The 17875-nt window shown below is 70.2% G+C and carries 15 protein-coding genes; 8 read left to right on the forward strand and 7 right to left on the reverse strand.

What is annotated here, in order from left to right; genetic code table 11:
• Positions 1-221: 221 nt before the first annotated feature.
• Both AB0P25_RS12170 and AB0P25_RS12175 read right to left on the reverse strand, forming a co-directional pair.
• Positions 222-479 carry an acyl-CoA carboxylase epsilon subunit gene (locus AB0P25_RS12170; RefSeq protein ID WP_363807620.1) on the reverse strand — a complete coding sequence of 86 codons (258 nt, stop codon included), beginning with the start codon at positions 477-479 and terminating at the stop codon, positions 222-224.
• On the reverse strand, positions 476-2122 hold the full coding sequence (locus AB0P25_RS12175; RefSeq protein WP_363807621.1) for an acyl-CoA carboxylase subunit beta: 1647 nt from the start codon (positions 2120-2122) through the stop codon (positions 476-478). The genes AB0P25_RS12170 and AB0P25_RS12175 overlap by 4 nt, the downstream gene beginning before the upstream one ends.
• A gap of 70 nt (positions 2123-2192) precedes the next feature.
• Here AB0P25_RS12175 and AB0P25_RS12180 point away from each other — a divergent pair, with 70 nt between their 5' ends.
• Both AB0P25_RS12180 and AB0P25_RS12185 read left to right on the forward strand, forming a co-directional pair.
• A complete protein-coding gene (locus AB0P25_RS12180; RefSeq protein ID WP_363807622.1) occupies positions 2193-2954 on the forward strand; it encodes a biotin--[acetyl-CoA-carboxylase] ligase in 762 nt (253 codons plus the stop codon).
• Positions 2955-2960: 6 nt separating this feature from the next.
• Positions 2961-3518 carry a PH domain-containing protein gene (locus AB0P25_RS12185; RefSeq protein WP_363807623.1) on the forward strand — a complete coding sequence of 186 codons (558 nt, stop codon included), beginning with the start codon at positions 2961-2963 and terminating at the stop codon, positions 3516-3518.
• Here the strand turns inward: AB0P25_RS12185 and AB0P25_RS12190 are convergent.
• The gene (locus AB0P25_RS12190; RefSeq protein WP_363807624.1) at positions 3480-4073 is read right to left on the reverse strand and encodes a GtrA family protein; all 594 of its coding nucleotides are present in this window, start codon (positions 4071-4073) and stop codon (positions 3480-3482) included. The genes AB0P25_RS12185 and AB0P25_RS12190 overlap by 39 nt on opposite strands.
• A gap of 117 nt (positions 4074-4190) precedes the next feature.
• Between AB0P25_RS12190 and AB0P25_RS12195 the strand changes: the two genes are divergently transcribed.
• The 6 genes from AB0P25_RS12195 (at position 4191) to AB0P25_RS12220 (ending at position 11972) form a co-directional block, all read left to right on the forward strand.
• Positions 4191-5330 (forward strand): 5-(carboxyamino)imidazole ribonucleotide synthase, encoded by a 1140-nt coding sequence (locus AB0P25_RS12195; protein WP_363807625.1) that lies wholly within the window; start codon positions 4191-4193, stop codon positions 5328-5330.
• Between the two features lie 57 nt (positions 5331-5387).
• A complete protein-coding gene (purE, locus tag AB0P25_RS12200) occupies positions 5388-5891 on the forward strand; it encodes a 5-(carboxyamino)imidazole ribonucleotide mutase (RefSeq protein WP_363807626.1) in 504 nt (167 codons plus the stop codon).
• A 10-nt stretch (positions 5892-5901) separates the two neighbouring features.
• Positions 5902-7263, forward strand: coding sequence for an LCP family protein (locus AB0P25_RS12205; protein ID WP_363807628.1), 1362 nt, complete (start codon positions 5902-5904; stop codon positions 7261-7263).
• Between the two features lie 98 nt (positions 7264-7361).
• A complete protein-coding gene (locus AB0P25_RS12210; protein WP_363807630.1) occupies positions 7362-8594 on the forward strand; it encodes an acyltransferase in 1233 nt (410 codons plus the stop codon).
• Positions 8595-8891: 297 nt separating this feature from the next.
• On the forward strand, positions 8892-10502 hold the full coding sequence (locus AB0P25_RS12215; protein WP_363807632.1) for a SpaH/EbpB family LPXTG-anchored major pilin: 1611 nt from the start codon (positions 8892-8894) through the stop codon (positions 10500-10502).
• Between the two features lie 81 nt (positions 10503-10583).
• Positions 10584-11972 (forward strand): class C sortase, encoded by a 1389-nt coding sequence (locus AB0P25_RS12220; protein WP_363807633.1) that lies wholly within the window; start codon positions 10584-10586, stop codon positions 11970-11972.
• A 234-nt stretch (positions 11973-12206) separates the two neighbouring features.
• Here AB0P25_RS12220 and AB0P25_RS12225 read toward each other — a convergent pair whose 3' ends face one another.
• From AB0P25_RS12225 to rfbB, 4 genes are all read right to left on the reverse strand, one after another.
• Positions 12207-13355, reverse strand: coding sequence for a glycosyltransferase family 1 protein (locus AB0P25_RS12225; protein WP_363807635.1), 1149 nt, complete (start codon positions 13353-13355; stop codon positions 12207-12209).
• An 84-nt stretch (positions 13356-13439) separates the two neighbouring features.
• Entirely contained in the window at positions 13440-15845 is a 2406-nt protein-coding gene (locus tag AB0P25_RS12230; RefSeq protein WP_363807637.1) for a cell wall-binding repeat-containing protein, read from the reverse strand.
• Between the two features lie 140 nt (positions 15846-15985).
• Positions 15986-16834 carry a dTDP-4-dehydrorhamnose reductase gene (gene rfbD / locus AB0P25_RS12235; protein WP_363807639.1) on the reverse strand — a complete coding sequence of 283 codons (849 nt, stop codon included), beginning with the start codon at positions 16832-16834 and terminating at the stop codon, positions 15986-15988.
• On the reverse strand, positions 16834-17823 hold the full coding sequence (gene rfbB, locus AB0P25_RS12240; protein WP_018190037.1) for a dTDP-glucose 4,6-dehydratase: 990 nt from the start codon (positions 17821-17823) through the stop codon (positions 16834-16836). Before rfbB ends, rfbD begins: the two co-directional genes overlap by 1 nt.
• Between the last annotated feature and the right edge of the window lie 52 nt (positions 17824-17875).

Below are 17875 nucleotides of genomic sequence, written 5' to 3' on the forward strand. Positions count from 1 at the left end.
AGCACTCGCCCGCTTACCCTAGTCGGCGAGTGATTGGCGGTGTGACTCACGAGGAGAGACACCTAGCAATATCTATAGTGGTGCGACGTCCAGAAAATACATAGTCGTCATTTTGGAGGACACCTGGGGGACACCTCACGACCCCTGTTCAGGGTGCACCCGCGACATCACGGCCGACCCGCTTTTGGGGGACAGATCAGTCGGGGTACAAACGCCGGACCTCAGGCCGAGAACGACCGCCACGCGCCGGCTCCCGGGCGCAGTTCGCCGCGTAGCGCGCGCTGGCTCCGAGCCCACGCGTCCGAGCCCTGTTCGGCCTGCGCTTCCTGGGCTGCTGCCGCCTGCTCGGCCGCAGCGGCGGCGAGCACCGCGGTCACGGCGGCCACCTCCTCCGGCGTCACGCCGCGCGTGAGGAACCGGAGCTGCGACGGGTCGAGCGGCGAGTCCGGGCTCGCCGCCGCTGCGTGCGCGCCGCTCACAGTGGGATGTTCCCGTGCTTCTTCGGCGGCAGCGAGGCGCGCTTCGTGCGCAGGGCCCGCAGCGCCTTGATGACCGACACGCGCGTGGCCGCCGGCTCGATCACGCCGTCCAGCTCGCCGCGCTCGGCGGCGAGGAACGGGCTCGCCACGTTGTACGTGTACTCGTTCGCGAGCTTCGTCCGCACGGCGGCGACGTCCTCGCCGGCCTCCTCCGCGCGCTTGATCTCGCCGCGGTACAGGATGTTGACCGCGCCCTGACCGCCCATGACCGCGATCTCCGCGGTCGGCCAGGCCAGGTTGATGTCGGCGCCGAGCTGCTTCGAGCCCATGACGATGTAGGCGCCGCCGTAGGCCTTGCGCGTGATGATCGTGACGAGGGGCACGGTCGCCTCGGCGTAGGCGTACAGCAGCTTCGCGCCACGGCGGATCACGCCCGTCCACTCCTGATCCGTGCCGGGCAGGTAGCCGGGCACATCCACGAGCGTCAGGATCGGGATGCCGAACGCGTCGCAGAAGCGCACGAACCGCGAGGCCTTCTCGCCGGCGTCGATGTTCAGCGTGCCCGCCATCGCGCTGGGCTGGTTGGCGACGATGCCGACCGACCGGCCCTCGACCCGGGCGAAGCCGATGACGATGTTCGGCGCGAAGAGCGGCTGCACCTCCAGGAACTCGCCCTCGTCCACGATGCCCTCGATGATCGTCTTGACGTCGTAGGGCTGGTTGGGGGAGTCCGGGATGACCGCGTTGAGCCGGCGGTCCGCGTCTGTGATCTCGAGCTCCGGCTCCGACTGGAAGGTCGGCAGCTCGGCGAGGTTGTTCTGCGGGAGGTAGCTGAGCAGGGTGCGCGCGTAGTCGAGCGCGTCCTCCTCGTCGCTCGCCAGGTAGTGCGAGACGCCGGAGACCTTGTTGTGGGTCAGCGCGCCGCCGAGCTCTTCGAAGCCGACGTCCTCGCCGGTGACCGTCTTGATCACGTCTGGGCCGGTGACGAACATGTGGCTCGACTTGTCGACCATGATCACGAAGTCGGTGAGCGCGGGCGAGTACACCGCGCCGCCCGCCGCGGGGCCCATGACGATCGAGATCTGCGGGATGACGCCCGAGGCGGCGGTGTTGCGGCGGAAGATCTCGCCGTACTTGCCGAGGGCGACCACGCCCTCCTGGATGCGCGCGCCGCCGGAGTCGAGGATGCCGATCATGGGCACGCCGGTCTTGAGCGCGTGGTCCATGACCTTGATGATCTTCTCACCGGCGACCTCGCCGAGCGAGCCGCCGAAGATGGTGAAGTCCTGGCTGAACACGGCGACATTGCGGCCGTGGATGGTGCCGACGCCGGTGACGACGGCATCGCCGTAGGGGCGCTTGGCCTCCATGCCGAAGGCGTGCGTGCGGTGGCGGACGAATTCGTCCAGCTCGACGAAGGATCCCTGGTCGAGCAGCAGGTCGATCCGCTCGCGAGCGGTCAGCTTGCCCTTGGCGTGCTGCTTCTCGATGGCGGCCTGCCCGCTGGCGGTCACGGCCTCGTGGAACCGTTCCTTCAGGTCGGCGAGCTTGCCGGCGGTTGTGGTCAGGTCGGGGAGCTGGTCGGTCTGACGGTCTTCGGTGTCGGTCACGCCGTTCACTCTACCGGCCAGTGGAACGGGCATGCCGTTGACGAAATCCTACAAATCCGCCCGTCCGCTCTGGGGGACGGAGCCAGTGCGACAGACTGGGCGCGTGGAGTTCCGACGCAGCCGTGCCATCGTCCCCGTGCTCGAGGTCCTGCCCGAGGCGGGATCGACCAACGACGTCCTGCGCGAGCGCGCCGGCGACCTGCCCGATCTCGCGGTGGTGGTCACCGACAACCAGACTGGTGGACGCGGGCGCCTCGGCCGCGAGTGGATCACCCCGCCGGGCACGGCGCTCGCGATCTCCGTGCTCCTCAAGCCGGTCGGGCTGCCGTCCGCGGCCTACGGCTGGTTCCCGCTGCTCGCCGGCCTCGCGATGAGCCGCGCGCTCGGCCCGCTCGTGCCGGGCGGCGTGCAGGTGAAGTGGCCCAACGACGTCCTCATCGAGGGCGACAAGGTGTGCGGCATCCTGGCCGAGCTGCTTCCCGACCTCTCGGGGCTGATCATCGGTGCCGGCGTCAACCTGGCGCAGACGCGCGAGCAGCTGCCCACGGAGACATCCACCTCCCTCGCGCTCGCCGGGGCCGAGGGTGTGGATGCGGACGCCGTGCTCTCCGCGTACCTCATCCAGCTGAGCACGGTCTACCGCGAATTCCTTGCCGCCGGCGGTGACCCGATCCGCAGCGCGCTGCGCGACGAGGTCGTGGAGGCCTGCCACACCGTGGGCCGCCAGGTGCGTGTTCAGCTGCCCTCGGGCGACGACCTGCTGGGGACAGCGGTGGGCATCGACGAGGACGGCCGTCTCGTCGTGGAGTCGGATGCGGGCCGCACCGCGGTGGCGGCGGGCGACGTGACGCACCTGCGGTATTAATGGAGCATGAGCAGCACCCCGGACGGGACCTCCACGCAGCCCGCCCAGCCGCCCGAGCGCGTCGTCGCCCGGCTGCGGACGAACGCTCGCCGGCTGTTCTGGCCGAGCCTGGTGCTGATCGCGGCCGCGGGCGCGGTCGGCTTCTTCGCCGGTCGGCTCGACGAGGTCTGGGAGATCGTGCTCCTGTGGACGGCCGCGGCCGTCGTCGTCCTGCTGCTGTTCCTGCTTCCGCTCGCCGCGTGGCTGAGCCGCCGCTACACGATCACGACGCGCCGGCTCATCATCCGCCACGGCTTCTTCGTCCGCGTGCGGCAGGAGCTGCTGCACAGCCGCGGCTACGACGTGAGCGTTCGGCGCACCTGGCTCCAGAGCGCGTTCCGCTCCGGTGACGTGCTGATCAATTCCGGTCTCGACCACCCGGTCGTCCTGAAGGACGTTCCCCAGGCCGGCCAGGTGCAGCGGGCGCTGTCCGAGCTGATGGACCACTCGCAGACGGTCGTCGCCGTCCGCCGTCAGCAGTCGGAGTCAGTCACCGATGAGACCACGGTCTGGGGCAGCCGCTAGCGTCGAGCCGGTGATCGGCGGCTTCTCGCGCGCGGTGCGTGGCGTGACGTGCGCACCGGACGGCAGGGGGCCGTGGGCTGCGGCGCGACGCTCGTCGCGGGCGGCCGCGCGCTCAGGAGAGAACACCCACCACCGGTAGAACGCGAAGCGGAACACCGTGCCGAGGGCGAGTCCCACGACGTTGTTGGCGATGTTGTCCGCCAGCAGGCTCTGGAAGCCCAGGAGGTAGTGGGAGACCCACACGCACAGCAGGGGGATGGCCATCCCGGCCAGGCTGACGACGAAGAACTCGATGCCCTCGCGGGTGGCGTCGGTGTTCCGGTTGCCCGCGAATGCCCAGTAGCGATTGCCCAGCCAGTTGGCGGCGATGGCGACGAGCGTCGCGATAGCGGTCGCGTACAGCGTCTTGTGCGGCACGTTCACCAGGACGAACAGCATCAGGACGTTGAAGACGACGAGATTGACGACGAAGCCGACGGCACCGACCGCGCCGAACTTGATCAGCTGCGGGAGCAGTCGCGCCTTGTGCGCTGAGGTGCGGGTCTCGGTCGTCATGCCCCTGCCTGAGATGCGGGATGATGGTCAGTGCGTTCTTCACGGTACGCGGACCAGGTTTCGCGTTCCTGTGAATCACCCTAACCGACATGAAAAGTATCAGAGAGGCGGCGGCCCATGGCTAGTCAGATCGTCGGAGTGATCGGCGGGGGCCAGCTGGCCCGGATGATGATCCCTCCCGCGATCGAGCTGGGCATCGAGATCCGCGTTCTCGAAGAAGCCGAGGGGATGAGCGCCGACATCGCCGCCACCGGCGTGGGCGACTACCGCGACCTGGACACCGTGCTGGCCTTCGCCGACACCGTCGACGTGATCACGTTCGACCACGAGCACGTTCCGCAGCCGATCCTGAACGAGCTGGTCGCGCGGGGCGTCCCCGTGCATCCCGGGCCGGACGCGCTCCTCTACGCGCAGGACAAGCTGCAGATGCGCGCCAAGCTGAGCGAACTCGGCCTCCCGGTCCCGGACTGGGCGGCCGTCGAGTCGGCGGACGAGCTGGGTGCGTTCCTCGCGGACCACGGCGGCCGCGCGGTCGTGAAGACCGCCCGCGGCGGGTACGACGGCAAGGGCGTCCGCGTCGTGTCCGAGGCGATCGGCGCCGACGACTGGTTCGCGGCCCTCGCGGAGGACGGCCGCGGCGGGGCGCTGCTGGTGGAGGAGCTGGTGCCCTTCCGCCGCGAGCTCGCGCAGCTCGTCGCACGGCGTCCCTCCGGAGAGATCGCCGCGTGGCCGGTCGTCGAGACAGTGCAGCGGGACGGCGTGTGCGCCGAGGTGCTGGCGCCCGCGCCGGGATCGGCGGGTCGCGTGGCGGAGGTCGCCGCCGACATCGCGCACCGCGTGGCGGAGGGGCTGGGCGTGACCGGCGTGCTCGCCGTGGAGCTGTTCGAGACGACCGACGGCCGCGTCCTGGTCAACGAGCTCGCGATGCGCCCGCACAACAGCGGCCACTGGTCCATCGAAGGCGCCGTCACCAGCCAGTTCGAGCAGCACCTGCGGGCGGTGCTCGACCTGCCGCTCGGCTCCACGGAGCCGCGCGCGGACTGGTCGGTGATGGTCAACATCCTGGGCGGCCCGGCCGAGGGGACCCTGCAGGACCGCTACCCGGCGGCGCTCGCCGCGCATCCCGAGGCCAAGTTCCACGGCTACGGCAAGGCCCCGCGCCCCGGACGGAAGGTGGGTCACGTCACCGTGGGCGGAGACGACCTCGACGACGTCGTGTACCGCGCCCGCGCCGCCGCGGCGTTCTTCGAGGGGTAGGCGCCCGCCCCGCGTGGCAACCGGCGGGGATGCGGACACGCCTTTAAAGTGTCTGCCATGCCGTCCTCCGCTTCACCGCTCATCTCCGTCGTGATGGGATCCGACTCCGACTGGTCCGTCATGCAGGAGGCCTCGCGCGTGCTCACCGAGTTCGGCGTCGCTCACGAGGTGGAGGTCGTCTCGGCCCACCGCACCCCCGAGAAGATGATCGCGTTCGGCAAGGAGGCTGCCGGGCGCGGTGTGAAGGCGATCATCGCCGGAGCCGGGGGAGCGGCGCACCTGCCCGGCATGCTCGCCGCCGTCACCACGCTCCCCGTCATCGGCGTGCCGGTGCCGCTCGCGCGCCTCGACGGGCTCGACTCGCTGCTGTCCATCGTGCAGATGCCGGCGGGTGTGCCCGTCGCGACCGTCTCCATCGGCGGCGCGCGGAACGCCGGGCTGCTCGCCGTCAAGATCCTGGCGACGTCCGACGACGCGCTCGCGGAAGCCCTCGCGCGGTTCGCCGCCGACCTCGAGGCCAGCGTCGAAGAGAAGAACCGGGCGCTCCAGGCGCAGCTGTGAGCAGGACCGCATGACCACGATCGCGACCCCGCTGCGCCATCCGGACGCGTCCTCGCCGCACACCATGACCCGCCGCGGCTGGTGGCTGGTGCTGATGAACGTCCTGCTGCCCGGGTCGGCGCAGCTCGTCGCCGGCAACCGGCGGCTCGGGCGGATCGGCGTGCTGTCCACGCTCGCGCTCTGGCTGCTGGCGATCGTCCTGCTCGTGCTGTATCTGGCGGCGCCGTCCACGGTCTACATGCTGTTCACGCAGTCCGCGAGCCTCACCGTGCTGCAGATCGCCCTCATCCTGTACGCCGTGCTGTGGGTCGTGCTCACGCTCGACACCCTGCGACTGGTGCGCCTGGTGCGCACCGCGAAGAACTCGCGCGGGTGGATCGCCGCCTTCGCCATCCTCGTCCTCGTCGGCGTGACCGGCACGGCCGGGTACGCCTCGGTCGTCGCGGGCTCGGCGCGCGGCGCCCTCGGCGACATCTTCTCGGCGGGGCCATCGCAGCCTCCCGTCGACGGCCGCTACAACGTCATGTTGCTCGGCGGCGACGCCGGCCCCGACCGCGACGGACTGCGTCCGGACAGCATGTCCATCGTCAGCATCGACGCGAACACCGGCCAGGCGGTCACCATCGGCCTGCCGCGCGACCTCGACCCGGTTCCGTTCTCCAAGAACTCGCCGCTCCACGAGCTGTACCCCGACGGCTACGGCTACGAGGACCGTTGCGACGTCGACGTCTGCCAGCTCAACTCCATCTACACCGAGGTGGAGCTGTACAAGCCGCAGCTGTACCCGAACGCCGCCAAGAACAAGAGCGAGCCGGGCATCGAGGCGATGCGGGACGCGCTCGAAGGCGCGACCGGGTTGAAGATCCAGTACTACGTGCTCATCGACATGCAGGGCTTCGCGGACCTGGTCGACGCGCTCGGCGGCGTCGACATCACCGTGAGCCAGCGCATCCCGATCGGCGGCGACGAGAACCTCAACGGCGTCGTCGAGTGGATCGAGCCGGGTCAGCGTCACCTCGATGGCTATCACGCGCAGTGGTACGCCCGGGCGCGGCACGGGACGAGCGACTACGACCGCATGGCGCGCCAGCGGCAGCTGCAGGACGCGATCCTCAAGCAGGTCAACCCGGTGAACGTGGTGTCGAAGTTCCAGGACATCGCCAAGGCGGGGTCGCAGGTGATGAAGACCGACATCCCGCAGTCGATGCTCGGGTACTTCGTCGATCTCGGCATGAAGACGCGCAAGCTGCCCATCTCTCAGCTGGAGCTGGTGCCGCCCACGATCGACCCGACCGAGCCGGACTACACGCAGATCCATCAGCTCGTCCAGCAGGCGCTGCACCCTGCGACAGCGAAGCCTGCCGGGAAGTAGGACGCCGGATCGCGTCCAGGTGACCCCTTAATAGGTCACAGGACCTGTCCAGCGCAACCCCGTATTTTCGACCGCCTATGACGGGTATTGGTGGAAGTGTGGGAGAGAAGACAGGACAGGCGACGGGCGGACGGCTGGCCGCACTCGACGGCCTGCGCGGCATCGCCGCTCTGGTCGTCCTGCTGCACCACGCCATGTACACGAACCCCGACTTCCCGGGAGCGCCGGGCGGCGGGAACGCGCCAGCGGGCTCTCCGATGTGGTGGATCAGCTACACGCCGCTGAAGCTGTTCACCGCCGGCGTGGAGTCGGTCATCGTGTTCTTCGTCCTCTCCGGCCTGGTGGTCACCCTCCCGGTCATCCGCAAGCGCGGCTTCGACTGGGTCGCCTACTTCCCCCGCCGCGCGGTGCGCCTGCTCGTGCCCGTGATGGCGTCCGTCCTCCTCGCCGCCGTCTGGGTGATGGCGATCCCGCAGAAGTCGACGCAGCCCGACGGAACCTGGCTCAGCAGCTCCTCCACGCCGAACTTCGGCTGGGAGTACATCGTCAAGGGCTGGGACCTCCTCGGCGGCGACGGTCAGATCAACAACCCGCTGTGGTCGCTGCGCTGGGAGCTCGTGTTCTCGCTCGCGCTGCCGATCTTCGCGGTGCTCGCTCTCGCCGTGCGCAAGTGGTGGATCGGCGGCCTGGCCGCGGCGTGCGCCCTCACCTACCTCGGCGTGCACGCCGGCTCGGGCGAGCTGCAGTACCTGCCGGCGTTCTTCGTCGGCGCTGTGATCGCCGTCCGCCTCGACGCGGTGCGCAACGTCGCGGAGCGCATCAACACGCACTGGTACCGCCACCTGCTCTGGGCGGCGATGACCATCGGCAGCCTCCTGCTGCTGATCGCCCCGTGGCTGATCGGCCCGAACGTCGGCGAGATGCCGGAGCTCGAGCCCGCCCTCAAGGGCATGGTGCCGCTCGCCGCGGCCGGTCTGGTCGTCGTCGCCCTGGGGTGGAAGCCGTTGCGCGCGGTGCTCGAGACGCGTCCGGTGCAGTTCTCGGGCACCATCTCCTTCAGCCTGTACCTGGTGCACGTCCCGATCATCATCTTCAGCACCTACCTGTTCGCCGACGCGGCCTGGTACGTCGGCCCGTTCCTCTTCGGGATCCCGGTGGCCGTCGTGATCGCGGTGGGCTTCACCTGGCTGATCGAGAAGCGCAGCCACGGCTGGTCGAAGGCCGTCGGCGCGTGGGCGTCGAAGCGCTACGCCACGTGGTTCGGGCGCGAGGAGGCCTCTTCCACGGCTTCGCGCGCGGACGCCGAGTCGGCGTCGTCGTCGCGCCCGTAGTGCTTCCGCCTCGCAATTGCCTTCATTGAGCGCCGCACTGCATCAGTAGGGCGGGAACTCCTCGTCTCCAAGGGTGAGGACGCATTTCAGCGTCTTCGGATCCTCCGACCCTGGGACGACCTTCGATGTTCTCGACTCACACCGCGCCTGATCGGCGTGTCGAACGCGATGCAGATCCCGCTCGCCTGGGGACCCGTCATCCTGCCGTCCCGGCTCGCTCCGCGAGCAGCTGAGCGAGCGGATGCGCAAGCTATCGCCGGGTCCTGCGGCGAGAAGGAAAGGAAGAGAAGGACTGCAATGAGGGAAAACACACGGCTCCGGGGGCGCGCGGCGCTCGCGGCGGGAACGGCGCTCTCGCTGGGTGTGCTCGGGGCTCTTGTGGGCGGCGCGGCCGCCACGGCCGCCCAGATAGACACCAGCCGGCAGGGTACGATCATCGTCCACAAGTACGCCAACCCGGGTAACGGCGATCAGCGGCCCGACGGCGGCGGCACCGGGCCGAACACCGCCCCCATCGCGGGCGTGGTCTTCGAGTACTGCGCGATCGCGGGGATCGACCTCCTCGGCGGCGACAACGCCGGTTGGGATGCGATCAACAACATCACGCCGGCCGAGAAGACGGCGTCCGCCAGGCAGGGCGTGACCACCCTCGGCTCCCACACGCTGACGAACTGCACGGCGCTCCCGGCCACAGCCGCCGACGGTAGTGCCTCGTCAGGGAGTCTCCCCTTGGGCGCGTACTTCGTCCGCGAGGTCTCGGCACCGTCCAACGTCGTCGCCCTGGCGGCACCGTTCATCGTCACCCTACCGACCCCGAAGAACCACAAGGTCGCGGACGGCGAGTGGCAGTACGACGTGAACGTGTACCCGAAGAACACGATCGCGTCCGGTCCGCAGAAGAACGTCGTCGATCAGGCGACGAACGGCGCGGTCCTCGGGTCGACCGTGACCTACCAGGTGACGCAGCTGGTCCCGGCGCTCGCGACGGGCGAGACCTACGACAAGCTCATCATGACGGACGACCTGGACGACCGGCTCGCGCCGTCCGTCAGCGTGCCGGTGAAGGTCAAGGCCAGCGCCACGCTGGTGGAGGGCCCCGATTACACCGCGACGTGGGCGGGCCAGAAGCTGACCGTGACCTTCACGGCCGCGGGCCTCGCGAAGCTCAAGGCGGGCGAGAATGTGGTCTACGAGTTCCAGGCGACGGTCACCAAGCTCGACACCGCAACGGGTACCGACGGCGATATCAAGAACACGGCGTACGTGAACCTGAACGACTTCGAAATGACTCCGGGCAAGCCGAATGGTCCGGATGGCTCGCCGACCGACGAGTTCTCCACGCGGTGGGGTGACCTCCTCGCCCAGAAGGTCAGCGCGGCCAACACGGCGCAGGGTCTCGCCGGCGCCGTCTTCCGAATCCACATGAGCATGACCGACGTCGCCGGCCAGTGCCGGAACGACCTCACCGGTCTGACCCTCGTCAACGACCCGGCCACGGGCAACCCGCTCGAGATCACGGCCGACGCCAATGGTGACGTCGAGTACTCGGGCCTGTGGATCGGTGACACCCAGAAGACGGTCGCCGCCGACGGCACCGTCTCGAACACGACCGTCCCCGGTCACGACCTGCAGCAGCGCTGCTACGTCCTCGAAGAGGTCAAGGCTCCTGCCGGATACGTCCTCCCGTCCGGCGCCGCCGCGTTGACGCCGGTGATGGTCAAGACCGGCGTGAACGGCCCGGCTCCGCTTGTCACGATCGAGAACGTCCAGCAGGGTGCGCCCGAGCTGCCGTTCACCGGTTCGAGTGCCCAGCTGGCGCTGACCATCGGCGGCATCGCGCTGCTCGTGGTCGCCCTGGGCGGCGTCCTGCTCGTCCGGTTCCGCAACAGCCGCCGAGACAGCGCCTAACCCGCGTCCCCGGCAGTGAGGGGGCGGCCCGACCACACGCAGGCCGCCCCCTGCACCCCATCAGACGAGATAGAACCGCCCATGCCCCGAAGCACGAAACGCGCAGCGCGCACCGGTCGCCGGTGGCGTCCCAGCTTCGTGCTGATCCTGACGGCGATCCTCGGCGTCATCGGTTCGGGGACGCTGACGTACTCGCCGGCCGCCAGCTGGTTCAACGACTACAACCAGTCACTCGTCATCAGCACATACAGCGACTCGATCAGGGACGCCGACCCGAGCGCCACCGAACAGCTCGAGCAGGCGAAGGCGTACAACGACGCGCTCTCGGCCGGTGCCTTGATCGAAGCCAACACCAACGTCCCCACCGGTGCGGGGACGAGTTCCGACGACAAGCTCGACTACTGGAGGATGCTGCGGACACCGACCGATGCGATGTCGCGCATCCAGGTGCCGAAGGTCGGCATCGACCTGCCGGTGTACCACGGGACCAGTGAGGCCTCCCTCCTTCGCGGCGCCGGCCATCTGCAGGGAACGTCGCTCCCTGTCGGTGGGAAGGACACCCACTCCGTCATCACTGCCCACCGCGGGCTCGCCGACTCCACCATGTTCACCGATCTCGACAAAGTCGGGGTCGGCGACCGCTTCATCATCACCACCTTCGGCAAGGTGCTCACCTATCAGGTCACCGACACCAAAGTCGTCGAGCCGTCGGACAGCAGCAGCCTCCGGCAGGAGGCCGGCCGCGATCTTGTGACGCTCGTCACCTGCACGCCGCTCGGCATCAACACCCACCGCATTCTCGTCACAGGCAAGCGCATCACGCCCACACCGGCCCGTGACCTCGACACGGCGAACAAGACCGCGGCGACCCTCTCGTTCCCCTGGTGGGCGGTCGCCTTCCTCGGTGCGCTCGTGCTCATCGGCCTCTACACCTGGTGGGGCGGACGGCTTCGTGGACGCCCTGGATCCGGTGGCGGACGCGGTCGGGTGGGCGAGCAGATCTCCTACACCTTCACCGCGACGCGCATGGGAGCATCGCCTCCGTCCGGAACAGCGGCCCGCAGCACCGGGCTCGCGCCGCTGACCTACCGGTGGCCGCATTCGCCCGGGACGCTGCAACCGGGGCAGCAGGTGACGGCATGGACGGGCGATCGGGCGACGGGACGCGGGGGCGCCGAGCAGCTGCTTGTCGGGGGCTTCGTCTTCACCGTCACGAACACCGGTGAGACGACGATGCACGGGGTGGACATCGCGCGGGGTCTGCCGGGGCTCGATTCCTTGGCGAGCGACTGGGCTGCAGCGCTCGCACCGCTCCCGCCCGGCCAGACGGCGACGGCGGACGTGAAGCACCAGCTCACCGAGGCCGACTGCACGGCAGCCGAGCCGGCGAGCGGCGCACCGAAGAATAAACGCGGACGCCGTGCGGGTCGGGGCCGACGTCGAGCACGTCCGAAGGACGCTGCTGTCTGACGACCGCGCTGCGACGCTGGCCGGGCCCAAGTGCTCGCGTTGGCGTACAGCCGGCGCCCGAAGGACGCTGCGGTCTGACGAAAGCGCCGCGACGCTGCCGGGGCCGGAGTGCTCGCGTTGACGTGCAGCGTGCCGGGGCTGGCGCCGATGCGTGTGCAGCCCCTACGAAACCACCGGTGATGACGGCAGCCCGGCCGCACGGATGCGGAGATCAGCGATGCGATCCGGGCGAGGTCAGAGGTCCGCGTGAAGCTGCCAGACGCGCTCCGCCGAGTCGCGCCAGCTGAACGCTCGGGCACGATCGGCGGCGAGTACGCGCAGTCGAGAACTGAGCTCGTCATCGGTCAGCACCCGTCCGATGGCCTCGGCCAGGCGCTCCGTGTAGGCCGCGTCGTCCTCCGTGCTCGCCGGGCGTTCCACCACGAGGCTGGACCCGGCCGCGACCTCTACCAGGGCGGGGTCGTCCGAGTGGATGACGGGGAGGCCGAACTTGAACGCCTCCACGATCGGCAGGCCGAAACCCTCCGCCAGGCTCGGGAACACGAACAGCGTCGCGCGGTCGAGCGCGACGGCGAGGTCCGCATCCTCCAACCGGCCGAGGGCACGGACGCGGTCCTCGGGCAGGCCGGCAGCGGCAGCCACGCCGGTGGCCGAGCGCTCGCCGACACGGTCCGGTCCGGCGATCAGCAGCGGGAGGTCCTGCACCTCCGGCCGTGCCATGGCGCGGATGAGGGGGGCCAGGCCCTTGCGCGGCTCGACGGAGCCCAGGGTGAAGGCGTAGCGCTCCGGGAGACCCAGGCGCTCGGCGCGCTCGTCGGCGTCTGCCGGGACGCGCAGCGTGGTGGCCGGGGCGCCGCCGATCACCCGGATGCGGTCGCCGAAGTCGAGCACGTCGGCCAGGCGGTCGGCGACCGCGTGGGTGGGGACGACGATCGCATCCGCGTGCTTGCGGGCGCGCTTCGCCATCGCCTTGGTCCACAGCGTGGTCGGGGTGCCGAGGGCGTCGGGATGGGTCCAGGCGAGCGTGTCGTGGATGGTGACGGCGACCTGTTCGGGCGCGTCCAGCTGACTGTGGCGCCGCAGGGGAGCGAGCAGGGTGGGCGCGTGCAGGATGCCGGGAGGGCCGCCGACGGCGAGACCGGACTGCCACGCGAGCGCGAGCTCCCGCCGCGCGAGGGGGAGTCGGGTCACCGTCGCGACACCGGGGAGGCGCGTGCGCACCTCGTCCAGCTGCTGGTCCGGGACGGCCGAGACGATCGCCTCCACGTCGCAGTTGCGGGGAGCGGTGAGGATGAGCTGACGCGTGAGCTCTTCGGTGTAGCGGCGTGCCCCTTGGGGTGCGTCGACGACGAGGTCGTCGACGATCACTCTGAGGGTGGTCATACCGCTCCTGTCTCCGTCCGGATGTCGGATCCTATGAAACCATGCTCCGGCCCGGAAGTCGCTGGAAGCGCACGCCGGACCGAATCAGCAGGAGGTGAGCGTGTTCAGCGAGGACCCCAGCACAGCGGTGCCGCCGAGCAGGAAGACCCGCTGCGCCTTCTGGGCGGCGAGGTCGGAGAGGACCGACCGCGGCACGCAGCCGCCGTTCGTGGTGAACAGCGGGGCACCCTTGACCGCGGCGAGGGCCGACCCCGCCAGGGCGTCGGGGAAGCCGAGCCCGCTGGCGAGGTAGGCGGTGGTGAACGTCGGGAACGACGCGCGTCCCACCTGCTCGGCCGTCTCGAACCGGTCGCTGCCCGACAGGCGGGTGACCGTCACGCCGTTCAGGCCGAGGCCGCTGAGGACACCGGGACTCACCACGTTATCCCCGCCGACGACTTTCACCGTCGTCGTGCCCTTCAAGAGAAGGTAGGCGGTGGTGAACGGGTCGATGGACGGCGCACCCCCGTTGACGAGCAGGACGGGCGCGCCGGACGCACCCGCGGCGGCACCCGCCGCGAGGGCGTCCGGGAAGTTCATCGCGGTGGCGACGAAGGCGGTCGGGATGGAGGCGCCGAACGCCGTCGTGGCGAGCCGGCGGGACGTCTCGAAGCGGTCCGAACCGGCGATGCGCGTGACGGTGGCGCCCACCTGCTTCGCGACGTCGTCGAGGGCGGATTCGATGGCGGGTGGAACGGCGTTGACGCCTCCGACGATGCGGATCTTCTCCGGGTGCAGCGACAGGATCTCGTTCCGCACCGCATCCGAGAGCGTGTAGGCGACGAGCAGTAGGGGGCCGCCCTCCTTCGCCGCCGCCGGTCCGGCGCTCAGGGCATCCGGGTAGTTGAGTCCGGTGGCCACGTACACGGTCTTCGCCGTCGTCGGGTACGCCTGCTGCGCGATCTTCACGCTGGTGTCGAAGCGGTCCGCACCCGCGATGCGCTGGGTCTGGATCGCGTCGATCGTGAGCGGTCCGCCGACGGCCGGGCCGACCGAGCGCGTGCCGTACGCCGCGCGGACGGTGAAGCTGGTGGCACCGCTGGGTGCGCCGACAAGGGACACGGACCAGGCCCCGTTGACGACGGTCGCCACGCGCGCTTTGCTCTCCGACGCCAGCTGCAGCCGCACGGTGGTACCGGAGGGGAGGGGACCGGAAGCCGTCCCCGAGATCGTGCCGCCCTGCGTCACATGGTTGCCCGCCGGCAGCGAGGTGACGGCGACCGTCGCTGTGACCGACACGGCCGGCTCCCACGACCCGGCGTACCGCGACATGACGCTGGATCCGCCGGTCGACGAGACGAGCGGGTAGAACGCGGTGAAGTAGTTCGGGTCACTGCACGACAGGTCGGGGCCCGCCGAGACGATGCCGACCGCCATGCCGCCGGTCATCGCCGCGCCCCCGCTGTCGCCGTGGTCGGCGCACGTGGTCGCGATGATGGAGTTCACGACGTGTGTGCCGTACTCGTCCTCGACCGAGACGGACACGTCCGTCTGCTCGATCGTGCCGCAGGTCCATCCGGTCGTCGAGCCGCTCTTGCACAGCGGCGCCCCGGCGACGGCGGCGCCGACGCTGGTGACGGTCATGGGAGCGCTGCCGAGCGGAGCGCCAGTGCCGTTGGCGCCCCAGCTGAGCGCCGAGGACTGTGGAGTGTGACCGGCGGTCAGCGCGATCAGCGAGGAGTCGGCGTCGCCGCCGAACTGGTTGGCGCCGCTCACCCACGACCCGAGCGGGGCGCCGACCGACCCATCCGAACCGGTGTACTTCTGCGGCTCGGTCATGGTGAGCTCGGAGGTCGTGGAGCCGGGCTCGACGCAGTGACCGGCCGAGAGCAGCTGCGGCGCGCCGCTCGCGACGCTGTAGCCGGGGAAGCCGGCGGAGCAGCGCCAGGCCCCGGAGGGGTTCTTGATCAGGTAGGGCTGCCCGCCGTACACCTCGCCCGACAGGGGCCGGAGCGCGACCTGGGGCACGGGCTGGTGCGGCGCGGCGCCGACGACCGCGGTCGCTCCCGCCTCACGGGCGAGGGAGGCGGCCTGCGCATCCGAGGCGTAGACGGTGACGGCCGTGCCGTCGAGGCGCGCGCTGACGGTCGCGCCGGTCCGGTCTCTCAGTGCGCCGACGAGCGCCCCCGCATCCTGAGCCGCTGCTGCCTGCGCAAGGTACTGCGCCGGGTCGATGTGGAGGTCGCGGCGGACCGCCTGGGCGACTCCGGGCTGGAGCTTGTCGGCGGCCGAGCGGAACGCCTCCGCGGATCGCGTGTGCAGCCGGGGGAGTGCGGGCGGCGTGGCATCCGTGTCCGGGCCGCCCGTGTCCTGCGGGGTCGCGGCCGCCGCGGTGGGCGTCGCGACGGCGACGGCGTGCGCAGGCGCCGACGTCTGTGCGGACGCGGGCGCCGGGGCCAGCAGCGACAGGCCGAAGGCAGCCGCCACGGCGAGGACAAGTGCTCGGTTCACGAAAGGGCATCCCTCGTCACAGGCGAGGGCGAATCGGGCACTTCGATCCCCGCGCGGATGGTGTCGCAGCAAACCTAGACGGCCGCGAAATCACCCGCAAATCCCCAGAGCGGGGTTCGTGCCCCCACGGAACGCCGAGGTCAGTCGAAGAGGCCGTCGGCGGTCGCGGCGTCGAGGGCGTCCTGCCACGCGCGCATGGGCTGCAGCCCGGCGCGCGACCACGCGTCGTGGCCGAGCACGGAGTAGGACGGACGGGGAGCCGGGCGGACGAAGGTGGTGCTGTCCGTCGGCTTCACGCGCTCCGGATCCAGGCCTGCGGCGGCGAAGACCGCGCGCGCGAAGCCGTACCAGGTCGTCTCGCCGGAATTCGTCCCGTGGTAGACCCCGGCCGGCGCGTCGCTGTCGACCAGCGCGACGATCTGGGCGGCGAGGTCGCCGGTCCACGTCGGCTGCCCGGCCTGGTCGTCGACCACGCTGACGGTCTCGTGGCTGCCCGCGAGCTTCACCATGGTCTTCGCGAAGTTCGGGCCGCCGGCGCCGTACAGCCACGCCGTGCGCACGACATAGGCGCCGTCGGGATGCGCGGCCAGCGCGAGCTCTTCGCCCGCGGCCTTGGTGCGTCCGTAGGCGTTCAGGGGGTCGCGCGGCGTGTCCTCGGCATACGGCTCGGTCGCTTCGCCGTCGAACACGTAGTCGGTCGAGACCGTGACGAAGCGTGCGCCGTTCCGTGCGGCGGCGATGGCCAGGTTCTCGGTGCCGAGCGCGTTGATGGCGTAGGCGTCGTCCTCGTGGGTCTCGGCGTCGTCCACCTTCGTATAAGCGGAGGCGTTGATCACGACGTCGTGCCCGGCGACCGCGGCGAGTACGGCCTCCCGGTCGGTCACATCCAGCTCGGCGCGGGACAGAGCCGTCACGTCGCGGCCGGCCAGCGCCTTCTGGAGGTCCTGGCCGAGCATCCCGGCCGCCCCGGCGATGAGGTAGCGCGTCATCAGTTGTCGAGCGCCGCGCGGGCCTTCAGCGGCTCCCACCAGGCGCGGTTGTCGCGGTACCACTGCACGACGTCGGCGAGGCCCTGCTGGAACGGCACCAGCGGCTCGTAGCCGAGCTCCGACTGGATCTTGGAGATGTCCACCGAGTAGCGCAGGTCGTGGCCGAGGCGGTCGGCGACGCGGTCGACGTACGACCAGTCCTTGCCGGTCGCGTCGAGGAGCAGCTGGGTGAGCTCCTTGTTGGTGAGCTCGGTGCCGCCGCCGATGTTGTAGATCTCGCCGGCGCGGCCGTTCACGAGCACCATCGCGATGCCGCGGGTGTGGTCGTCGACGTGCAGCCAGTCGCGGATGTTGTTGCCCTCGCCGTACAGCGGCACGTGCTTGTCGTCGATGAGGTTCGTGACGAACAGCGGGATGACCTTCTCGGGGAAGTGGTACGGCCCGTAGTTGTTCGAGCAGCGCGTGATCGAGAGGTTGAGGCCGTGGGTACGGAAGTAGCTGCGCGCGAGCAGGTCGCTGCCGGCCTTGGAGGCCGAGTAGGGCGAGTTCGGCTCGAGCGGGCGGTCCTCGGCCCACGAGCCCTCCGCGATGGAGCCGTAGACCTCATCGGTGGAGACGTGGACGAAGCGCTTCAGGTTGTTGCGCAGCGCAGCGTCGAGCAGCTGCTGCGTGCCGAGCACGTTGGTCTCGACGAAGATCGAGGCGTCGCGCACCGAGCGGTCGACGTGCGACTCGGCGGCGAAGTGCACCACCGCGTCCACGGTCGGGAACAGCTCGTCGAGCAGGCCGCCGTCGCGGATGTCGCCCTTCACGAAGGTGTAGCGCGGCGAATCGGCCACGGGCGCCAGGTTGGCGAGGTTGCCCGAGTACGTCAGCGCGTCGAGGACGACGACCTCGGCGCCCTCGAGGCCCGGGTACGCGTCCTGCAGGGTGCGCCGGACGAAGTTGGAGCCGATGAAACCGGCGCCGCCGGTGACGAGAATCTTCATGGGGATGGATGACCTGCCTCACGGAGTCGTGGATTACCGGGCGAGTCTACCA

This window comes from Leifsonia sp. NPDC077715 (genome assembly GCF_040686855.1).
GTDB lineage: Bacteria > Actinomycetota > Actinomycetes > Actinomycetales > Microbacteriaceae > Leifsonia.

Excerpts from the sequence above, each read along its gene's own strand:
- AB0P25_RS12175 (WP_363807621.1), bottom strand. The coding sequence starts at position 2,122 with ATGCCCGTTCCACTGGCCGGTAGAGTGAACGGCGTGACCGACACCGAA.
- AB0P25_RS12185 (WP_363807623.1), top strand. The coding sequence starts at position 2,961 with ATGAGCAGCACCCCGGACGGGACCTCCACGCAGCCCGCCCAGCCGCCC.
- AB0P25_RS12190 (WP_363807624.1), bottom strand. The coding sequence starts at position 4,073 with ATGACGACCGAGACCCGCACCTCAGCGCACAAGGCGCGACTGCTCCCG.
- AB0P25_RS12195 (WP_363807625.1), top strand. The coding sequence starts at position 4,191 with ATGGCTAGTCAGATCGTCGGAGTGATCGGCGGGGGCCAGCTGGCCCGG.
- purE (WP_363807626.1), top strand. The coding sequence starts at position 5,388 with ATGCCGTCCTCCGCTTCACCGCTCATCTCCGTCGTGATGGGATCCGAC.
- AB0P25_RS12205 (WP_363807628.1), top strand. The coding sequence starts at position 5,902 with ATGACCACGATCGCGACCCCGCTGCGCCATCCGGACGCGTCCTCGCCG.
- AB0P25_RS12215 (WP_363807632.1), top strand. The coding sequence starts at position 8,892 with ATGAGGGAAAACACACGGCTCCGGGGGCGCGCGGCGCTCGCGGCGGGA.
- AB0P25_RS12220 (WP_363807633.1), top strand. The coding sequence starts at position 10,584 with ATGCCCCGAAGCACGAAACGCGCAGCGCGCACCGGTCGCCGGTGGCGT.
- AB0P25_RS12225 (WP_363807635.1), bottom strand. The coding sequence starts at position 13,355 with ATGACCACCCTCAGAGTGATCGTCGACGACCTCGTCGTCGACGCACCC.
- rfbD (WP_363807639.1), bottom strand. The coding sequence starts at position 16,834 with ATGACGCGCTACCTCATCGCCGGGGCGGCCGGGATGCTCGGCCAGGAC.
- rfbB (WP_018190037.1), bottom strand. The coding sequence starts at position 17,823 with ATGAAGATTCTCGTCACCGGCGGCGCCGGTTTCATCGGCTCCAACTTC.